The 273-nt window shown below is 72.2% G+C and carries 2 protein-coding genes; both read left to right on the top strand.

Annotated features, from left to right (window positions below; all coding sequences use genetic code 11):
• Position 1: 1 nt before the first annotated feature.
• The gene (locus HP550_RS22870; protein WP_343047853.1) at positions 2-154 is read left to right on the top strand and encodes a rhamnogalacturonan lyase family protein; all 153 of its coding nucleotides are present in this window, start codon (positions 2-4) and stop codon (positions 152-154) included.
• The coding region (locus tag HP550_RS22865; protein WP_175345561.1) for a glycoside hydrolase N-terminal domain-containing protein at positions 85-273 on the top strand (189 nt) is incomplete at its 3' end. The genes HP550_RS22870 and HP550_RS22865, both read left to right, overlap by 70 nt.

The following is a 273-nucleotide window of genomic DNA, read 5'->3' as shown; positions in this document are numbered from 1 at the left end:
GCTGCGGATCTACGCCACCCCGACGCCGACCACCACCCGCGTCTGGACCCTGCTGCACGACCAGACGTACCGCGTGGCGATCGCGTGGCAGAACACGGCCTACAACCAGCCGCCTCACACCGGGTTCTTCCTCGGCAGCCCTGGAGACCCGTGACCGAGACGACCCTGCGCTACGACGCCCCGGCGTCGGCCTGGACCGAGGCCCTCCCGCTCGGGAACGGGCGGATCGGCGCGATGGTCTTCGGCGGCGTCGCGGTCGAGCGGCTCCAGCTC

It is taken from the genome of Cellulomonas humilata (assembly GCF_013359775.1).
GTDB classification, from domain to species: Bacteria; Actinomycetota; Actinomycetes; order Actinomycetales; family Cellulomonadaceae; genus Cellulomonas; species Cellulomonas humilata.
Note: the sequence above shows the minus strand (reverse complement) of the source record. Positions and strands in the feature narration are given on the sequence as shown.